The 16,323-nt window shown below is 70.3% G+C and carries 17 protein-coding genes; 11 read left to right on the plus strand and 6 right to left on the minus strand.

Going from position 1 to position 16,323, the window contains the following annotated elements; translation table 11 throughout:
* Positions 1-30: 30 nt before the first annotated feature.
* On the minus strand, positions 31-1,074 hold the full coding sequence (locus tag EDF40_RS00360) for an LLM class flavin-dependent oxidoreductase (protein WP_123338438.1): 1,044 nt from the start codon (positions 1,072-1,074) through the stop codon (positions 31-33).
* Between the two features lie 57 nt (positions 1,075-1,131).
* Here EDF40_RS00360 and EDF40_RS00365 point away from each other — a divergent pair, with 57 nt between their 5' ends.
* The 4 genes from EDF40_RS00365 (at position 1,132) to EDF40_RS00380 (ending at position 3,624) form a co-directional block, all read left to right on the plus strand.
* Positions 1,132-1,995: an SMP-30/gluconolactonase/LRE family protein gene (locus EDF40_RS00365; protein WP_185002590.1), complete on the plus strand. Its 864-nt coding sequence runs from the start codon at positions 1,132-1,134 to the stop codon at positions 1,993-1,995.
* 183 nt (positions 1,996-2,178) lie between these two features.
* Positions 2,179-2,727, plus strand: a complete 549-nt coding sequence (locus tag EDF40_RS00370) for a hypothetical protein (RefSeq protein WP_148053757.1) — start codon at positions 2,179-2,181, stop codon at positions 2,725-2,727.
* Between the two features lie 2 nt (positions 2,728-2,729).
* Positions 2,730-3,155 carry a VOC family protein gene (locus EDF40_RS00375; protein WP_123338436.1) on the plus strand — a complete coding sequence of 142 codons (426 nt, stop codon included), beginning with the start codon at positions 2,730-2,732 and terminating at the stop codon, positions 3,153-3,155.
* A 16-nt stretch (positions 3,156-3,171) separates the two neighbouring features.
* Positions 3,172-3,624 (plus strand): GNAT family N-acetyltransferase, encoded by a 453-nt coding sequence (locus EDF40_RS00380; protein ID WP_123338435.1) that lies wholly within the window; start codon positions 3,172-3,174, stop codon positions 3,622-3,624.
* An 89-nt stretch (positions 3,625-3,713) separates the two neighbouring features.
* On the opposite strand, the gene EDF40_RS00385 is transcribed toward EDF40_RS00380, so the two are convergent.
* Positions 3,714-5,540 carry a BCCT family transporter gene (locus EDF40_RS00385; protein ID WP_395863308.1) on the minus strand — a complete coding sequence of 609 codons (1,827 nt, stop codon included), beginning with the start codon at positions 5,538-5,540 and terminating at the stop codon, positions 3,714-3,716.
* Positions 5,541-5,647: 107 nt separating this feature from the next.
* Here EDF40_RS00385 and EDF40_RS00390 point away from each other — a divergent pair, with 107 nt between their 5' ends.
* From EDF40_RS00390 to EDF40_RS00405, 4 genes are all read left to right on the plus strand, one after another.
* A complete protein-coding gene (locus tag EDF40_RS00390; RefSeq protein ID WP_123338434.1) occupies positions 5,648-6,151 on the plus strand; it encodes a heme-degrading domain-containing protein in 504 nt (167 codons plus the stop codon).
* Positions 6,148-7,134 carry a Gfo/Idh/MocA family oxidoreductase gene (locus tag EDF40_RS00395; RefSeq protein ID WP_260212483.1) on the plus strand — a complete coding sequence of 329 codons (987 nt, stop codon included), beginning with the start codon at positions 6,148-6,150 and terminating at the stop codon, positions 7,132-7,134. Before EDF40_RS00390 ends, EDF40_RS00395 begins: the two co-directional genes overlap by 4 nt.
* A 249-nt stretch (positions 7,135-7,383) precedes the next feature.
* Complete coding sequence (locus tag EDF40_RS00400; protein ID WP_123338433.1) at positions 7,384-8,493, plus strand: acyl-CoA desaturase; 1,110 nt, start codon at positions 7,384-7,386, stop codon at positions 8,491-8,493.
* A 16-nt stretch (positions 8,494-8,509) separates the two neighbouring features.
* Positions 8,510-8,719, plus strand: a complete 210-nt coding sequence (locus EDF40_RS00405; RefSeq protein WP_111086735.1) for a cold-shock protein — start codon at positions 8,510-8,512, stop codon at positions 8,717-8,719.
* A gap of 69 nt (positions 8,720-8,788) precedes the next feature.
* On the opposite strand, the gene EDF40_RS00410 is transcribed toward EDF40_RS00405, so the two are convergent.
* The 4 genes from EDF40_RS00410 to melA form a co-directional block, all read right to left on the minus strand.
* A complete protein-coding gene (locus tag EDF40_RS00410; RefSeq protein ID WP_260212482.1) occupies positions 8,789-9,673 on the minus strand; it encodes a carbohydrate ABC transporter permease in 885 nt (294 codons plus the stop codon).
* Positions 9,673-10,632 (minus strand): carbohydrate ABC transporter permease, encoded by a 960-nt coding sequence (locus EDF40_RS00415; protein ID WP_123338432.1) that lies wholly within the window; start codon positions 10,630-10,632, stop codon positions 9,673-9,675. Before EDF40_RS00415 ends, EDF40_RS00410 begins: the two co-directional genes overlap by 1 nt.
* The gene (locus tag EDF40_RS00420; protein WP_243698142.1) at positions 10,616-11,920 is read right to left on the minus strand and encodes a sugar ABC transporter substrate-binding protein; all 1,305 of its coding nucleotides are present in this window, start codon (positions 11,918-11,920) and stop codon (positions 10,616-10,618) included. The genes EDF40_RS00415 and EDF40_RS00420 overlap by 17 nt, the downstream gene beginning before the upstream one ends.
* Positions 11,921-12,045: 125 nt before the next feature.
* Complete coding sequence (melA, locus tag EDF40_RS00425; RefSeq protein ID WP_123338431.1) at positions 12,046-13,470, minus strand: alpha-galactosidase; 1,425 nt, start codon at positions 13,468-13,470, stop codon at positions 12,046-12,048.
* Positions 13,471-13,593: 123 nt separating this feature from the next.
* Here melA and EDF40_RS00430 point away from each other — a divergent pair, with 123 nt between their 5' ends.
* Genes EDF40_RS00430 through EDF40_RS00440 form a run of 3 tightly spaced genes read left to right on the plus strand, consistent with a single transcriptional unit; the run spans position 13,594 to position 16,212 of the window.
* Positions 13,594-14,229, plus strand: a complete 636-nt coding sequence (locus EDF40_RS00430; RefSeq protein ID WP_123353863.1) for a hypothetical protein — start codon at positions 13,594-13,596, stop codon at positions 14,227-14,229.
* A 51-nt stretch (positions 14,230-14,280) separates the two neighbouring features.
* The gene (locus EDF40_RS00435) at positions 14,281-15,372 is read left to right on the plus strand and encodes a GrpB family protein (RefSeq protein WP_123338429.1); all 1,092 of its coding nucleotides are present in this window, start codon (positions 14,281-14,283) and stop codon (positions 15,370-15,372) included.
* 15 nt (positions 15,373-15,387) lie between these two features.
* Positions 15,388-16,212: a helix-turn-helix domain-containing protein gene (locus tag EDF40_RS00440; RefSeq protein WP_123338428.1), complete on the plus strand. Its 825-nt coding sequence runs from the start codon at positions 15,388-15,390 to the stop codon at positions 16,210-16,212.
* Positions 16,213-16,323 lie beyond the last annotated feature (111 nt).

Below are 16,323 nucleotides of genomic sequence, written 5' to 3' on the forward strand. Positions count from 1 at the left end.
TGCCTCCCGTCCGGCGGTCTGGCGCCGTTCTCAGGCCGCCGGTCGCGGCGCCCAGCCGAGTTGCGGACCCAGGTGCTCGGCGATGTCCGTGGTGATCTGCGCGTAGTCGTCCGGCTCGAACGAGAACGGCAGCGCGAAGGCGACCTCGGTGACCGCCTGGTAGCCGGCGTCGGCGCGCAACCGGTCCGCGATCTCGGCCGAGGTCCCCACGAGGTCGGCGGCGAAGAGCATCCCCGCGGGCCCCATCGGCACGCCCACGCGGCCCGAGCGGCTCTCGACGTAGGCGCGGTAGCGGGCCTCCTGCTCGCGGCTCGCCGTGTCGGTCGGGATGACGACCAGGCCCTGCGAGACCCGGGCGTTGCTGGGATCGGGGTGGACGTCGAGGTAGGCGTCGATCTGTGCGCGCTGGTTGGTGGCGAAGTCCGTGCCGACCTCGCTGCGCGTGACGCTCGAGGTGAGCAGGTGGAAGCCGTTCTCGCCGGCCCAGACCGCCGACTTCGTGCTGCCCGTGCCGTACCAGATGCGGTCGGCGAGGCCGGTGCTGTGCGGCTGGACGGTGTTCGCGAACTCCTCGATCCATCGGCGTTCGACGGTGCCGGTTGCGGTTCCGGTTCCGGTCACCGCTTCTCCGCGCACGAGGGCACGGAAGCGCAGGAGCCGGTCGTGGCCGAGGTCCTCGTGTTCGGCGGTGTCGGGGTAGATCGCGTCCTTGTAGAGGTCGAAGTTCATCGGGGTGCCGACCGAGAAGCCGGGGTTCAGCCGTCCGCCCAGCAGCACGTCGACCGTGCCGAGGTCCTCGGCGAGCCGGAACGGGTTCTCGGCACCGATCGGGGTGACGGCGGTGCCGAGTTCGATCCGCGAGGTCCGCTGCGACGCCGCGGCCATCACCGCGACGGGGGAGGAGATGCCGTGCTGCAGGTGCCGATGCCGAAGCCACGCGCTGTCGAAGCCGAGCGCTTCCGCGCGCTCGATGACCCGGAGCGTGTCCTCGTGGCCCTCGGACGGTCGGGCGGGGTCGAACGACCCGATCGTCAGGAAGCCGAGCCGTTCCAGGGGAGTTCCGTCGAGGGGCATGGGTCGATCGTGCCAGACCACCGGGTGGCGCGGGGGTCCGGCTGGCAGGGTGGATCGGTGCACATCACTCTGGACTCCGCGACCGACGTCGTCACTGACATCCGCTTCCCCGAGGGCAACCGCTGGCACGACGGGCGGCTCTGGTACTCGGACATGCACACCGGCGAGGTCTTCTCGATGGACCCGACCTCGACCGCGGCTCCGCGCCTGGAGACCACGGTCGAGGGCCAGTCGTCGGGGCTCGGGTGGCTCGCCGACGGGCGACTCGTCGTCAGCTCGATGGAGTCCCGCACGGTCGTCGCCGTCGACGATCGTGGCGAGGCGTCGGTGTTCGCCGACCTGTCCGGCGAGGAGTCGTCGCTCGTGAACGACCTCGTCGTCGACGAGGCGACCGGCCGCACCTACATCGGGGCCTTCGGCTACGACCTGTACGGCGGCGAGGAGCTCCGCCCTGGTCCGCTGTACGTGATCGAGCAGGACGGCTCGTTCCGCCTCGCCGCCGAGGGGCTGGTGTTCCCGAACAGCGCGAACGTCCTGCCCGGCACCCGGACCCTCGTGGTGAGCGAGACGTGGGGCGGCCGGCTCACCGCGTTCGACATCGAGCCCGACGGGTCGCTGACCGGCCGGCGCGAGTGGGCAGCGCTGCCCGGTGGCGTCACGCCGGACGGCAGCACGGTCGACCGCGACGGCGCCGTCTGGGTCTGCTCCGTCGACACGGGGGAGTTCCTCCGGGTCCTCGAGGGCGGCGAGGTCACGGACCGGATCGATGCCCCGGGGCTGTGCGCGATCGACTGCGCGCTCGGGGGCGAGGACGGCCGCACGCTCTACCTGGCGACGGCGGACAGCTACGACCCGGCGACGACGGCGCAGACGCGTGCGGGGCGGATCAGCGCGGTGCGGGTGGCCGTGCCGGGTTGGTGAGCGCGCCGAGGTTCCAATATTCGGGCATCTCACGCGCCGCGGAGCCTGCCCGTGGAACCTCGGCAACGTGCACGCGGCATGTCATGGAACCTCGGGGAGGTGCCCCGGGCGTGGCTGGCGCGAGCGTGCGGCGCGGCCTGTCCCCCATCTGACGGCGGTAGTGGGCATGCGTAGAGTGCAATGGTGAGCATCAGACAACTCGACGCCATCGGGTGGGCGCAGCTCCTCGGCACCCCTGCCGTGTTCGTGGGGCTGTGGCTGATGCTGGTCGGCCTCGACTTCCCGGAGATGTCCCACATGGTCGTCCTCGTCGTCGTGGCCGTCCTCGCCGCAGGCGGTGTCGCGCTCATCCTGAGCAGCTGGTCGCGCCTCGGTGGCTACGGCTCGTACCGGGCGATGAACCGGTGGCTGCGCGGTGGCGCCGACCCGACCGGTGTCCCGGTAGCGATCCGGATGCGCTTCCTGCGCCGCCAGACGTCGCAGGGCGCAGTCACCGGTTGGGTCTGGATCAGCCTGGGCATCCTGTGGGCCGCGCTCGCCGTGCCGGAGGTCTTGCAGGGAGACCCGGAGGGCATCGGGCGCGGGGTCGTCGCAGCGTTGTGGGCCGTCATCGGCATCGTCCGCGTGGTCTTCATGCGCAAGTGGGGAGCTCGCGTCGACGAGTTGGTGCGCGAGACTGAAGCGCAGATGGCCGATCCCGGCGCGACACCGCACCTCGACGTGTTCCGGTGAGCATGACCCCCGAGCCCGCACTCGTCCCCGAACTCCTCGTCGCCGACCTGGACCGGAGCCTCGCGTTCTGGCGCGACCTGTGCGGCTTCGAGGTCCGCTACTCGCGGCCCGAGGAGCGCTTCGCCTACATCGCCCTCGGCACTGCCCACATCATGCTCGAACAGGCCGGCGTCGGTCGGAACTGGATCACCGGCCCGCTCGATCGCCCGCTCGGCCGAGGCGTGAACTTCCAGATCGCCGTGCCCGACAGCCGGGCGCTGGCCGCCACCCTGATCCGTGCCGGCACCGAACTCTTCATGCAGCCCGAGACGAAGTGGTACGCCGTCGGGAGCGAGCAGGCCGGCGTCGACCAGTTCCTCGTGCAGGACCCGGACGGGTACCTGGTGCGGTTCCAGTCCTCGGCGGGACGACGCCCAGCGGCCGGCTGAACTCGTACAATCGGCCGTGCCTTCCATCCAGATCGAGAGCCCTCGCAGCGACGACGTCCTCAGCCTGCTCCGCCAGGGGGACGCCTTCGCCCTGGCTCTGTACCCGGCCGAGAACTACTACGGCCTCGACGTCGACGCCCTGGAAGCCGACGGGGTCTCGCTGTTCGTCGCTCGCGAGGGTGACGTGGCCGTCGGTACGGCGGCACTGGTTGATCGGCGCGATGGATCCGGCGAGGTCAAGCGCATGTTCGTCACCGACGAGGCCCGAGGACTCGGGGTCGGCCGTGCCCTGCTCCAGGCGCTCGAAGCGCATGCGCTGGCCGGGGGCATCTCGACGATGCAACTGGAAACGGGTTTGCCGCAGGTCGCGGCGATCGCCCTGTACGAGACGCTCGGGTACCGCCAGGTCCCGCGGTTCCCGCCGTACACCGACGACCCGACGAGCTACTGCATGGAGAAGCAGCTCTGAGCCCTTCGTGTCGGGGCAAGCGCGACGCCCTGGTCGCGCCGCTGACGGACGGGAGGCCCGTGGCGACCCCGCCACGAGCCTCCACTCCGTCATCCGTCCGTCGAGCGCGGCGCGCTCTCCGTGTCCGGCCCGTCGTCCAGGCTCTCATCGACCGCCGGGTCGGGTGACACCGTCTGCGTCCGGATCGGGAAGTCGTCGAGGGCGGTGGCGGCCGGGTGCGCCACCGACCCGCCGCGCACGCGCTTCTTCACGGCTGCCCACGGCCGACCGAACGCGGACCGCGGCTCGCGCTCTGACGGCCCCTCGACCTCGAGCCCGTAGTACGCGCCGACGTGTTCGAGCAGCACCTCGCGTTCGGCCTTGTCGTACGCCCGCCGCTCGCGGGTGAAGGCGATGATCGTCGACCAACAGGTGAGCAGCAGCACGACGCTGAACGGCAACGCCGTGGTGATCGCCGCCGTCTTGAGAGCGTTCAGCCCGCCGCTCAGCAGCAGGGCAACGGCGAGCAGTGCCGAGACGGTGGCGAAGAAGACGCGCAGCCAGTTCTTCGGCTCGATGTCGCCGCCGGACGCGATCATCGCCATCACGAGCGACCCGGAGTCCGACGAGGTCACGAAGAACACGCCGATGAGCAGGATGGCGCCGTAGGTCAGCACCACCCCGGCGGGCAGGTCGCCGAGCAGGGCGAAGAGCGACCCCTCGATGTCGACCGAACCGTCGGCGCCGACCAGGCCGCCGGAGCCGTCGGTCTCGCGGTGGATCGCCGCACCGCCGAGGACCGCGAACCACAGGAAGGTGAGCACGGTCGGCACGAGCAGCACGCCGAAGACGAACTGGCGGACCGTTCGGCCCTTCGAGATGCGCGCGATGAAGACGCCGACGAACGGCGCCCACGACATCCACCAGCCCCAGTAGAAGGTGGTCCACGCGCCCTGCCAGGCGACGCCCTCGGCGCCCTGCTGTGCGGTGACGTTGAACGACAGACCGACGATGTTCTGCAGGTACGCGCCGATGGACTGCACGAAGTCGCGGAGCAGGAACTGGGTCGGCCCGACGATGAGCACGAACAGCAGCAGTGCGGCGGCGAGCAGCAGGTTGAAGTTCGACAGGATCTTCATGCCCTTGGTGACACCGGTCACGAGCGACACGATGGTCACCGCGGTGATCACGGCGATGATGGCGATCTGGCTGACGATGCTGCTGTCGGCGATGCCAGCGCTCTCGAGCCCGGCGCCGATCTGGATGACCCCGAGGCCGAGCGAGGTCGCGACACCGAACAGGGTGCCGACGAGCGCGATGACGTCGATGAGGTTGCCCCACCCGCCGCGCACCCGGTTGCCGAGCAGCGGCTCGAGCGCCCACCGGATCGACACCGGACGGCCTCGGCGGTGGATGGCGTAGGCCAGGGCGAGGCCGAGCACGACGTAGATCGCCCACGCGTGGAGTCCCCAGTGCAGGAACGTCTGGGTCAGAGCTTGCTGCGCGAGCTCGTTCTCGGAGCCGGTGACACCGGGCCGGGGTGAGGCGAAGTGGCTGAGGGGTTCCGAGACGCCGTAGAAGACGAGGCCGATTCCCATGCCGGCGGCGAAGAGCAGCGCGAACCACGACCCGGTCGAGAACTCGGGCTCGTCCTGGTCCTTCCCGAGCTTGATGTCGCCGAACTTGCTGAAGCCGACGAACAGCGAGAAGCCGACGAAGAACGCGGCGACGAGGACGTAGTACCAGCTGAAGTTCTTGACGATGCCGTCCTGCAGGCCGACGAACATCGCCTCGGCGCTCGACGGGGAGATCAGGGTGAACGCCACGAAACCGAGCACGAGGACGGCGGCGGGCCAGAACACCCACCGCCGCACCTTCGACGTCGTCTCGACGGGGCCGGGCGGGGGAGCGGAGGTGGTGCTTGCCATGCCCTCCATGGTGCCTGGCGGCGGCTCTGTGCGTTCGCTCAGGCGTGTCGGGGGCGGTACGCTCGATGCTCTGGAACGTTCCAGAATCCGTTCCGGACCACCTCGAAGGAGAGATCATGGCCCACCCCGACGGCGCCCACTACCGCGACCTCGACCCGACCGCCCTACGCGATGCCCTCGCGGCCGAGGAGCAGCGCCTGACGTTCCCGTCCTTCGACCTCGACGACTCGTGGCGCCTCGGCTCTTGGCTCCGGCATGCGGCGATCGACCGCGGCCACGCCATCGGGTTCGCCGTCGTGTTCGGCGAGCAGCGGGTCTTCCACGCCGCGACCGAGGGCGCCGCCGCGTTGAACGACGCCTGGCTCGAGCGGAAGTTCCGCGTCGTGCGGCACTTCGGGCAGTCGTCGCTGCGCGTCCGCGCGACCTACCTGGCCGCCGGCGGGAGCTTCGAGCAGGACGGCGCCCTCGACACGAACGAGTACGCGGCGGCCGGCGGTGCGTTCCCGCTCCTGCTGCAGGGTCGCCTGATCGGTGCGGTCGGGGTCAGTGGCCTCGAGATGCACGACGACCACGCGCTCGTGGTCGAGGGGCTCGAAGCGATCCGGGTCGACGCCTCGTGACCGCCGACGTCCGCATCGCGATCATCGGCGCCGGCAAGATGGCGGCCGTGCACGCCGCCAACGTGGCCCGCACCGACGGCGCCGTCCTGTCCGCGGTCGCCGGTGGGTCCGGAGCACCGGCGCTCGCCGCTCGCCACGGAGCCGCCGCCCTCGAGGTCGACGCCGCGTTCGCCGACCCGGCGATCGACGCCGTCGTCATCGCGTCGCCGAACCCGCTGCACGCCGCGCACATCACGCAGGCGGTCGCCGGTGGCAAAGCCGTCCTGGTCGAGAAGCCCGTCGACCTCGACATCGCCCGGGTCGACGCCTGCATCGCGGCCGTCGGCGCCGCCGCAGACCGGGTCGTCGTGGCCTTCAACCGTCGGTTCGACCCGTCGTTCGCGGCCCTGCACGACCGGTTGGTGGCCGGTGAGATCGGCCCCCTCGAGCAGCTCGTCATCGTCAGCCGCGACCCTGCACCGCCGCCCATCGCCTACGTGCCCGGGTCAGGCGGACTGTTCCGCGACATGACCATCCTCGACCTCGACATGGCCCGGTGGCTCGGCGGCGAGGTCACCTCGGTGCACGCCGTCGGCCAGGTGATCGACCCCGAGGTCGCCGCACTCGACGACGTCTCCGGTGCGATGGTCACCCTGACCACGGCTGGCGGGGCACTCGTCACGATCGTCGACGCGCGGAGCAACGCCTCCGGGTACGACCAGCGGCTCGAGGCGTCCGGGCCGGCGGGCACGCTCGCGGTCGGCAACCGGACCGCGACCTCGGTCAGCGCGTCGACCGCCGCCGGCGTCGGTGCGGGCGACCTCGCCATCAGCCACTACGGCGACCGGTACCGCGAGGCCTACGCGGGCGAGATCGCCCACCTCGTCGCGGTGACGCGCGGCGACGAGCGCCCGCGCGCGACGCTCGAGGACGGCCGGCGAGCCCTCCTGCTCGCCGACGCCGCGACGGAGTCGCACCGCTCCGGAGCGCGGATCGCGACCTGACGGCGCGGGCCACGGCCCTGGTCGGGCGCGTGCGGCGGACGGGAGGCACGGGGCGGGGGCGACCCGCGCCTCCCGTCCGCCCGTGGGGACGCACACCCCCTTCAGGTGCCATCACAACGCCCGCTGGACAGGGCAGGCTGATTGTCAGGTGGAATCGCACCTTCAGGCCCTAGGGTCGCACCAAGCGCAATCGCGTGAACTCTCTCGAACCGGCCGAAGGGCCGGTCCGCACCGGAAGGTCGGTCCATCTTGACCACCACTCCGCTCGCTCCGGGCTACACCCGCACTCGACCTGGAACAGGAAGCCCCAAGGGCACCTCGACCTACTCAGCCCTGCTCGCGCAGGTGAAGGAGAACGGACTCCTCCGCCGCCGCACCGGGTTCTACTGGTCGCTGTTCGGCACACTCATCGTCATCTTCGCCCTCGCGTGGGTCGCGTTCGCATTCCTCGGCGACACCTGGTTCCAGCTCATCGTCGCCGGCGCGCTCGGCGTGATCTTCACGCAGTTCGCGTTCCTGTCGCACGAAGCCGCGCACCGCCAGGTCTTCGCCTCGCAGAAGTGGAACGACCACGCCGGCCGCTGGCTCGGCACGTTCCTGGTCGGCCTCAGCTACTCGTGGTGGATGAACAAGCACACCCGCCACCACGGCAACCCGAACACCGTCGGCAAGGACCCTGACATCGCACCCGACGGTATCCGGTTCCTGCCGGAGGACGCCGCGGCGGTCAAGGGTCCGCTCATGACGACGTTCATGCGGTTCCAGGGCTGGCTGTTCTTCCCGCTGCTGACGCTCGAGGGCCTGAACCTGCACCGGTACGCGGTGCAGAGCATCGTCACCGGCAACGGCACCAAGGCCGACGTCAAGCACCGCTGGCTCGAGGCCGCGCTGCTCGTCGCCCGCTTCGGCATCTACCTGACGGTCGTGTTCTGGTTCCTGCCGTTCGGCATGGCCTGCGCGTTCCTCGGTGTGCAGCTCGCCGTGTTCGGCGTGATGATGGGCGCCTCGTTCGCCCCGAACCACAAGGGCATGCCGACCATCGCGCACGACGCCAAGGTCGACTTCTTCTCGCGCCAGGTCCGCACGTCGCGCAACATCCGCGGTGGCTGGTGGGTCTCGTTCCTGATGGGCGGCCTGAACTACCAGGTCGAGCACCACCTGTTCCCGTCGATGCCCCGTCCGGCGCTGAAGCAGGCCCGCCTGCTCGTCCGCGACCACTGCGACACGCTCGAGGTGCCCTACACCGAGACCACCCTGCTGCGCTCCTACGGCATCGTCGTCCGGTACCTGAACCGGGTCGGGCTCGCTGCCCGTGACCCGTTCGCCTGCCCGATGGTCGCGCAACTGCGCATCCACTGACGCCGTGCTGTCGACCATGCCGACCGGCACCGTGAAGTGGTTCGACCACGCCAAGGGGTACGGCTTCATCCACCCCGACGACGGGTCCGAGGACCTGTTCGCCCACTTCTCCAGCATCATCGCGACGACCGGCTACCGGTCGCTCGAGGAGAACGACCACGTGCAGTACGACGTGGGCCCCGGCAAGAAGGGCCCGCAGGCGGACAACATCTCGATCATCCGCTGACGCGGACGACGGACGGGAGGCACGGTGCCAGCTGGCACCGTGCCTCCCGTCGCGCCGCCGCCCGGCGGGCTACTTGATGCCGGTCGAGGCGATGCCCTGCACGAACTGGCGCTGGAAAGCCAGGAACACCACGAGCAGCGGCAGCACGGTCACCGTCGCGATGGCCATCACGGCACCCCACGGCGAACTGAACGCTGGATTGTTCGTCAGCGTCGACAGGGCCACCGGCACGGTCAGGTTCTCGTTGCCCTGCAGCACGACGAGCGGCCAGAGGAAGTCGTTCCACCGGGTCATGAAGCCGAGGATCACGAGCACACCCACCAGGGGACCGCACGAGGGCAGCACCACTCGGAAGAACGTCTGGAACTCGCCGGCGCCGTCGAGCCGAGCGGCCTCCATCAGGGCGTCCGGCACCCCGAGCATGAACTGCCGGGCGATGAAGATCCCGACGACGTCGAACACGGTCGGCAGGATCACCGCCCAGGGGGAGTCGACCAGGCCGATCTTCGCGACGACCAGGAAGCTCGGCACCAGGGTGACCTGGATCGGGATCATGATCGTGACGAGGAACGCCGAGTACAGCAGCCCCCGGCCCGTGAACCGGAACTTGGCGAGGGCGTACCCGGCCATCAGCGACACGACGACGCTCAACGCGGTGCCGACGCTGGTGATGAGCGCCGAGTTGCCGAGCCACCGCCAGACCGGCTGCGTGCTGAACACCTGCGTGTAGTTCTCGAACGTCGGCCGCGTCGGGAACAGCGAGAACGTGCCGCTCTGCGACTGCCCGCCGGGGGTGAGCGCCGAGACGACCATCCAGTACAGCGGGAACACCATCAGGATCGCCAGGGCGGTGAGCCCCGCGACGAGCAGCCACCGGCCGGGACGACGGCGAGGGACGCCGGCGCGACGGGGGCGGGCCCGCCCGGGACCGACACGCGATTCGAGTACAGCCATCAGAGCATCTCCTCCGCCTTGCGGTTGGCGCGCTGCCGGAGCAGCGTGAACACGAGCAGGATCGCGACGAGCACCAGTCCGAGCGCCGCGGCGTAGCCCATCCGGGCATCGATGAACGCGGACCGGAACACGTACTGGATCAGCACGGTCGTCGAGAAGCCGGGGCCACCGCCGGTCATCACGTAGATGACGTCGAAGGCCTGCAACGAGAACACGACGTTCAGGATGAGCAGGATCGACGTCGTCGGGCGGAGCAGCGGCCACGTGATGGTCCGGAACCGCACCCAGCGCGAGGCGCCGTCGATCGCGGCGGCCTCCTTGAGCTCGGCGGGCACGGACTGCAGCGCGCCGAGGTAGATCACCATGCAGAACCCGATCCGGGTCCAGACCACGACGACCACCAGGGTCGCCATCGCCCACCCCGGAGCGGTCAGCCAGGGCACGCGCCCCATCCCGAGCGCTTCGAGCAGGTTGTTCACGACGCCGTAGTCGCCGTTGAAGATCCACGACATGATGACGCCCACCACGACGCCGGCCGCGACCATCGGCACGAAGAACAGGGCACGGAACACCGAGCGCCCGGGCAGCGGCCGGTTCAGGGCGACCGCCAGGGCGAGCCCGATCGCCATCGAGGTCGGCACCGTGCCGAGCGTGAACACGAGCGTGTTCCGCAGCGCGGTGCCGATGAGTGGGTCGGAGCCCATGTCGCCGAAGTTCTTCCCGCCGACCCAGGTGCCGTCGCCGAGCGAGGTGCTGGAGTCCTGGAAGCTCAGCGCGATCGCCGTGATGATCGGGATGAGCGAGAAGCCGAGGAACAGCAGCGCCGCGGGGCCGATGAACACGTACGGGACGAAGCGGCCCCGGCTCCGGCGGGCGCCGCCGCCAGCGGGGAGCCCACCGGTCGGTGGGGCGGTGGACGCCGTCGTGCGGACCGGCGCGGTCTCAGTTCGCAGTGACACTGCGCATCGCCTCCATCATCTGGTTCGAGGCCTCTTTCGGGCTCAGCTGCCCGAGCAGGCAGAGGTCGAGGTAGTCGGCGAACACCGCGTTGAGCGAGCTGAAGTACTCGCCGCTCTCGGCCTTCACCATCGAGAGCGGGATCGTCGTCCCCTGGTCGATGAACCGCTGCATCGTGTCGGTGTTCGCGGCGTACCCGATGTCCTTCGCGTCGAGGGACTTCCGGGCGGGCAGCCAGTTGCCGTCGTGGCAGAACTGCTGCATCTTCGACCGGGACGTGATCATCGCCACGAGCTCGGCCGCGAGTTCCGGGTGCTTGCTCGACTTCGTGACGGCCAGGGCGTTGCCGCCCAGGTCGCTCGCCTCGCCGACGTTCCGGATCATCGGGGCCGTGCCCCAGTTGTCCGGCATGTCGGTGTCGAGCTGCGCGATCGACTCCGGGTTGTTGAGCATCATGCCGATCTGCCCCGTCAGGAACAGGTTCCGCGAGACGTCGCCGCCGCCGCTCTTGCTGAGGTTGCCCGTGGTCGCGAGTCCGTCGGCGTACCACTTCCGGCCGAAGGCCAGGGCGTCGATCGCCTCCGGGGTGTCCATCGACGGGGTGGCACCGTCCTCGCCGAGGAACGCACCGCCGTTCTGGTGGACCAGCGGCAGCCACCGGTACGCCGTCTCGGGCGACGACCACCCGTACCCGAACGCGTACTTGCCGGTGACCTGCTTGACCTCCTTCGCGACGTCGAGGAACTCGTCCCACGTCCACGCGTCGGCCAGGGCCTGTGGTGGCGTGACGCCGATCTGCTCCATGACGTCGCGGTTGTAGTAGGTGATGAAGTTGTCGGTGTGCTGGAAGACGCCGTACACGCCGTCGTCCCGCGCGCCGATCGCCCAGAACGGGTCGCTGTAGTCCTGCCGGTAGTCCGCCGGGACGGAGCCCGAGATGTCGACCAGGCTGCCGTTCGCGGCGTACCGACCGATCTGCTGCGGCGTGATCCGGATGACGTCCGGCGCCAGGTCGGCGGCGAGCCGGGTGATGAACCACTGGTGGAACTGCCCGGTGGTCACCTCGACGGCGACGCTCGTGCCGGGGTGCGCCGCGACGAACTCGTCGGCGATCGCCTGGTAGCTCGTGATGTCCGTCGGGATGTTCCAGGTGGACAGGCGGATGTGCTTCGTCCCGCCGCGGCCGGTCGTACCGCCGCCGGCGCACGCTGCCAGTGCGCCGGTCAGCGAGATGCCGGCGAGGGCGAGGAACCCCCGTCTGGCGAGCTGGGGGGATGGTCGGGTCGGCATGGTCCTCTCCTTTGAGGTCGTGGTGCCGTTCAGGTCGGCCGGGAGGCGCGGGGTGCGCACACGGGGCGCCGCGCGTCCGCCGTGGGGTCGCGTCCTGGACCCGACCCCACGTCGGGCGCGACGGTTCAGACCAGCGCGGGGCGGGCCTCCCGGTCGGCCACCGGTGCAGCGGTGACCGCGTCCGCCGGACGCAACGACTCGGGGAGCAGCGCCGCGTGGGCGTGCAGGAGCTCGTCGGTCATCTCGGCGATGCGGTCGAGCGTCAGGTGCGCCGCCGTCAGCGGGTCGAGCGCCACCGCGTGGTGGACGTGCTCGACGTTGCCCGTCAGCGCAGCACGCACCGCCAGGGTCTGCACGTTCGTGTTCGTGCGGTTGATCGCGGCGAGCTGCGGCGGGAGCTCACCGAACGACGTCGGCTGCACCCCCTTGCCGTCGACCAGGCACGCGACCTCGACGCAGGCGTCGGCCGGCAGGTTCTGGATGACGCCCGTGGCGTTCGGGACGTTGCCGTAGACCACCGCGGGGACGCCCGTCACGATCGCGTTCACGATGCTCGCGCCGTACTCGACGCTCGGCGTCAGGTCGGCCTTGAGCTTCTCGAGCTGCGTGTCCACGTCGCCCTGCTCGTCGTGCGCCAGGCAGATCTCGTAGTAGTCCCAGCGCTCCGGGATGTACTCGAGCACCGTCTCCGGGTCCTTGCGGAAGTACGGCACGTACTCGCTGGCGTGGTGGCTCGACTCGGTCTCGAAGTACCCGAACGAGCGCATCAGCTGGGTGCGGACCTGCTCGTTGCCGCCCTCGTAGTTGCTCGCCGCGGCAGCCGCCTCGCTGTGGTCGCCGTCGTCGTCGTGCAGGTCGGACGCCGCGACGCCCCGCTGGTGCTTCGCCGTCATCACCTCGCGCAGACGCGGGTACAGGTCCTCGCCGTTGCGACGCGTGAACTCGAGGATCCACGCCTGGTGGTTGATGCCGGCGCTGACGAACTCGACCTCGTCGTACGGCACGCCGAGCGTGCGCGCCAGCATGCGGGTCGTGCCCTGCACGCTGTGGCAGAGCCCCACCGTCCGGAGCCCCTTCGCGTTGAGGAACGCCGTGGCCATCGCCATCGGGTTCGCGTAGTTGATGAACTGGGCGTCCGGGCAGAGCTCGAGCGCGTCGCGGGCGATGTCCTCGTACGCGCGCACCGACCGCAGGAAGCGGAAGACGCCACCCGGGCCGACGGTGTCGCCGACCGCCTGGTCGATGCCGTACTTGCGCGGGATCTCGACGTCCCACTTGTACGACTCGACGCCGCCGACCTGGAACGTGATGATGACGACGTCCGCACCCGCCAGGGCCGCACGCCGGTCCGTGGTGTCGAGGACCTCGACGCCGAGGCCGTGGTGGGCGACGAGCTCGCGGGCGGCCGTCGCGGTGCGGGCGACCCGGCCCGCGTCGAGGTCCATGAGGTGCAACGTCGCGTCCTGCAGGGCGGGGAAGGAGACGAGGTCGCCGATGAGACGGAAGGGGAAGACGAAGCCGCCGGCGCCGATGATGGTGATCTTGGTCATGTGTCGACGGTAGGAAGCGCGGGGGTGTGCGGTCCTCCGGCTTCGGACGGTGGGGTTCCAGGATCCTCGGATCGGTCCTGCTTGTGGCGTTCCTGACTCGGCCGGAGCTCGTAGGGTTCGGTGATGCACTGGCAGCAGTCACTCCTGGAGAGGCTCCGCACGGACCCGGCGGTCGACGCGGTCCGTCCGTACGGCTCCGTCCTCACGCCCGACCAGCTGGACCCGTGGAGCGACCTCGACGGCGAGCTCGATCTCGTTGCGGACGTCGACGCGCGGACACTCCTCGGAGGTGAACCGTGGGCGTGGCAGAGCGCCCTCGACGACGGGGTGCAGCACGTTCGGCTCGTGCTCGCGGACGGCCGCCGCGTGGACCTCGCGACGCGAGGCGCGACGCTCGAGCTTCCTCCGGAGCCTCCGGACAACAGTCAGCGGTTCGACCTGGCACTGGCCGCCACACGGTTCGGGCGCGGAGCGGACGTCATCGGACTGCACCTCGTGCTCGGGGTGGTCCGCGAGGCGCTCGTGCACAGCATGGTCCTCGCCGACCAGCGGGAGGGGACGGTGCACCACCGGTTCGGCTCCGCCACGGACCTCGCCGCGGCCGAGAGCCAGACGGCACTGTCCGGAGCGCTGAGTCCGTCCCTGGCGTTGCGCGTCGCCGACGTCTACGCGGAGAGCCGTGCGGCCGTCGACGAGGACTACCACCCCGACTGGAGCGGTCTGGTCGCCGTCGTCGCTGCGGGGTCTCGGCGACCTTGAGTCGCCCGCTGGCACGACCCGGGTCGCGACGGTCGTCGTACGCTGGCGGACGTGGACGAGTGGTGGGACGTGGTCGATGCGGGCGGTGGAGCGACGGGCACGACGTTCCGGCGAGGCGACAGCGGTTGGCCCGTCGGGTCCTTCCACCTCGTGGTCACGGTCTGCGTCCACCGCGCCGACGGGACCGTCCTCGTCACGCAACGAGCTCCGACGAAGGAGTTCGCGTACGGGTGGGAGTTCCCCGGTGGCAGCGCGCTCGCCGGCGAGTCGGGGAGCGCGGCTGCCTGCCGTGAACTTCGCGAGGAGACCTCCCTCGACGTCGCGCCCGACGCGCTGCAGTGGGTCGGTCGCTTCACCGAGGACTCTGCGCTGGTGGATCTCTTCATCGTGCGGGAACCTGCCGGCTCGACCGTGCGGCCAGCTCCGGCCGAGGTGATGGCCTGGAAGTGGCTCCCCGCATCCGAGGTGGTCGAACTCCGCAAGAGCGGCGTGATGGCGGATCCGTGGGGACCGCGGTTGGACGCGATGTGGCCAGCAGCGATGGCCACGATCCGGTCCGGGGGAGCGCCTGCCGTGGTGCAGCTGGAAGCACACCGCGACTCCTGGGAGACGGACTACCAGCGTGAGGCGTCGCGGCTCGTCGCCGCGCTCGGAGACCGCGTGCTCGCGGTCGAACACATCGGCGGCACGGCCATCCCGGGCCTCGAAGCGAAGCCGGTCATCGACATCGCGGTCCGGGTCGCAGTCGACACGGATCCGTTGGCGCTCGGCCCGTTGCTCGCGGCGACGGGCTACACGCAGCACCGTTCCGGTCTGAGGAACCACGGGGTGTACACCCGCGAGCGGGACGACGGGGCGAGGACCCACATCCTCCACGCCTTCGCCTCGGACCAGTGGGACGAATGCAACCAACGGCTCTTCCGGGACAAGCTGCTCAGCGACCCGACCGCCGTTGCGCGGTACCGGGAGGTCAAGACCCGAGCAGCGCGATCGTCGGACGGTCGTGCCTACACGGCCGCGAAGCGCCAGGTGGTGCAACAGCTCCTCGATGAGGAACGTGCCGCCCGAGGTCTCGCGTCCGTGACGGCGTGGGACAAGGAGGCGCTGGGCTCGCATCGCCGCCCGAGTACCGAGGGGCTCTGACGTAGTCTCGACATCGTGCTCGACGTGGAGACGATGGAAGCGGCGTACTGGAGCCACCGCGGCCCGGCCCCGCTCATGGCGTCGTCCCACCGGCACGACGACCTCGAGATGAACCTGGTGCTCGACGGGCACCTGGACTACCGGTTCGGCGGAGCCCCGGTCAGCGTGCACGCGGGCGAGATCGCACTGTTCTGGGGCTGGACCCCGCACCAGCTCGTGGGTGACGGCACCGGCACGGGCGAGTTCCGCTGGGTGCACATCCCGCTGGCCGAGGTGCTCGCGTGGGGACTGCCCGACCACGACCTCGGAGCGATGCTCCTGAACCGCCCGGTCGTCGTACCGACCGCAGCTGCCGGGCGTGACGTCGAGTCGATGCTCGGGTCGTGGCAGCGGGACTTCGAGGACGACGGTGCGGAGATCATCGCCAACCTCGAGGCGCAGGCGCTCGTGCGTCGCCTGCTCCGGCACCACCGCGACGCCGTTGACCTGCGGCCTGGCGGCGGGCACGGCACCGCCGATGCCATGCACCGGGTGATCGACATGGTGCGGTTCGTGGTCGACCGGTTCCGGGAACCGATCGAGGTCGCTGACGTCGCAGCGGCCGCGCACCTGCACCCGCACTACGCGATGTCGGTGTTCCGACAGGACGTCGGCACCACGATCGTCGAGTACCTGACACGGTGCCGGGTGGCCGAGGCGCAGCGGTTGCTCGCGACGACGTCCATGACGACGTCGGAGATCGCGCACGCCGCAGGGTTCGGGTCGCAGTCGAGTTTCTACGTGCACTTCACCCGCGCCTGTGGAACTGCGCCAGGTGCGTACCGAGCGCGGGCTCGCTGACCCGGCGCCTCCACGCACGAGCAACGCCCCGTCGCGAGCGACGGGGCGTTGGCCGTTCCGGTCTGCCATGCACAGCCGGAGTACGTGGGGTGTTACTTGATCTGTGCGGTG

Source organism: Curtobacterium sp. PhB170, assembly GCF_003752345.1.
Taxonomy (GTDB): domain Bacteria; phylum Actinomycetota; class Actinomycetes; order Actinomycetales; family Microbacteriaceae; genus Curtobacterium.

Coding starts and splice junctions, on each gene's coding strand:
- EDF40_RS00360 (WP_123338438.1), bottom strand. CDS start 1,074: ATGCCCCTCGACGGAACTCCCCTGGAACGGCTCGGCTTCCTGACGATC.
- EDF40_RS00375 (WP_123338436.1), top strand. CDS start 2,730: ATGACCCCCGAGCCCGCACTCGTCCCCGAACTCCTCGTCGCCGACCTG.
- EDF40_RS00385 (WP_395863308.1), bottom strand. CDS start 5,540: ATGGAGGGCATGGCAAGCACCACCTCCGCTCCCCCGCCCGGCCCCGTC.
- EDF40_RS00390 (WP_123338434.1), top strand. CDS start 5,648: ATGGCCCACCCCGACGGCGCCCACTACCGCGACCTCGACCCGACCGCC.
- EDF40_RS00405 (WP_111086735.1), top strand. CDS start 8,510: ATGCCGACCGGCACCGTGAAGTGGTTCGACCACGCCAAGGGGTACGGC.
- EDF40_RS00410 (WP_260212482.1), bottom strand. CDS start 9,673: ATGGCTGTACTCGAATCGCGTGTCGGTCCCGGGCGGGCCCGCCCCCGT.
- EDF40_RS00420 (WP_243698142.1), bottom strand. CDS start 11,920: ATGCCGACCCGACCATCCCCCCAGCTCGCCAGACGGGGGTTCCTCGCC.
- melA (WP_123338431.1), bottom strand. CDS start 13,470: ATGACCAAGATCACCATCATCGGCGCCGGCGGCTTCGTCTTCCCCTTC.
- EDF40_RS00430 (WP_123353863.1), top strand. CDS start 13,594: ATGCACTGGCAGCAGTCACTCCTGGAGAGGCTCCGCACGGACCCGGCG.